This is a genomic window from Mycolicibacterium peregrinum, assembly GCF_001665625.1.
GTDB classification, from domain to species: domain Bacteria; phylum Actinomycetota; class Actinomycetes; order Mycobacteriales; family Mycobacteriaceae; genus Mycobacterium; species Mycobacterium peregrinum_B.
The window spans coordinates 1-501 of record NZ_LZSY01000076.1 but is presented as its reverse complement, the minus strand read 5'-3'; the positions used below and the strand labels follow the sequence as shown (position 1 = coordinate 501).

Here is a 501-nt window from a genome sequence, read left to right as displayed (position 1 = left end):
ACGTGGTGGTGCTCGGCTTCGGGGTGGCCAGGTTGGCGGTGTCCTCATCCCGGGTGACCAGGACGGCCACCGAGGCCACCAGGGCGACCGCGGCGATGATCGCGGTGACACCGACCACCCACGGCCAGCGCGGTGGTGGGGCCGTGTCGACCAGTTCGGTCGCCGGATCGTAGTCGTCGTAGTCGTAGAGCGCCACATCGGCGGGCACGTAAGGCCCACTGGTGAACTGCTCCGACTCGGGCGCGGAGTATGCCTGCGAGTAGAACTCGGTCTCGCCGCCATCCGCGTCAGCGCCCGACACCGGAGTCCGATCCTCGGGTGCGGAGTGTTTTCCGGGTTGATCCGGCAAATCAGAACCGGAGGCACCCGGTTCCGGGGGATTCGGCCCGCTCATCTACGCCTATCCTTCTCGACAACTTCACTGCCACCTGGATCGACCGAAACCGTTCGCAAGTGACAGTGCCCCGGCAACATTACCGAACGACGTGAAGCCGGCGAGTC

The 501-nt window shown here is 66.1% G+C and carries 1 pseudogene; it reads right to left on the bottom strand.

Annotated features, from left to right (window positions below):
- Positions 1-394, bottom strand: a pseudogene (locus A5779_RS09635) (hypothetical protein); the annotation flags it as partial.
- Between the last annotated feature and the right edge of the window lie 107 nt (positions 395-501).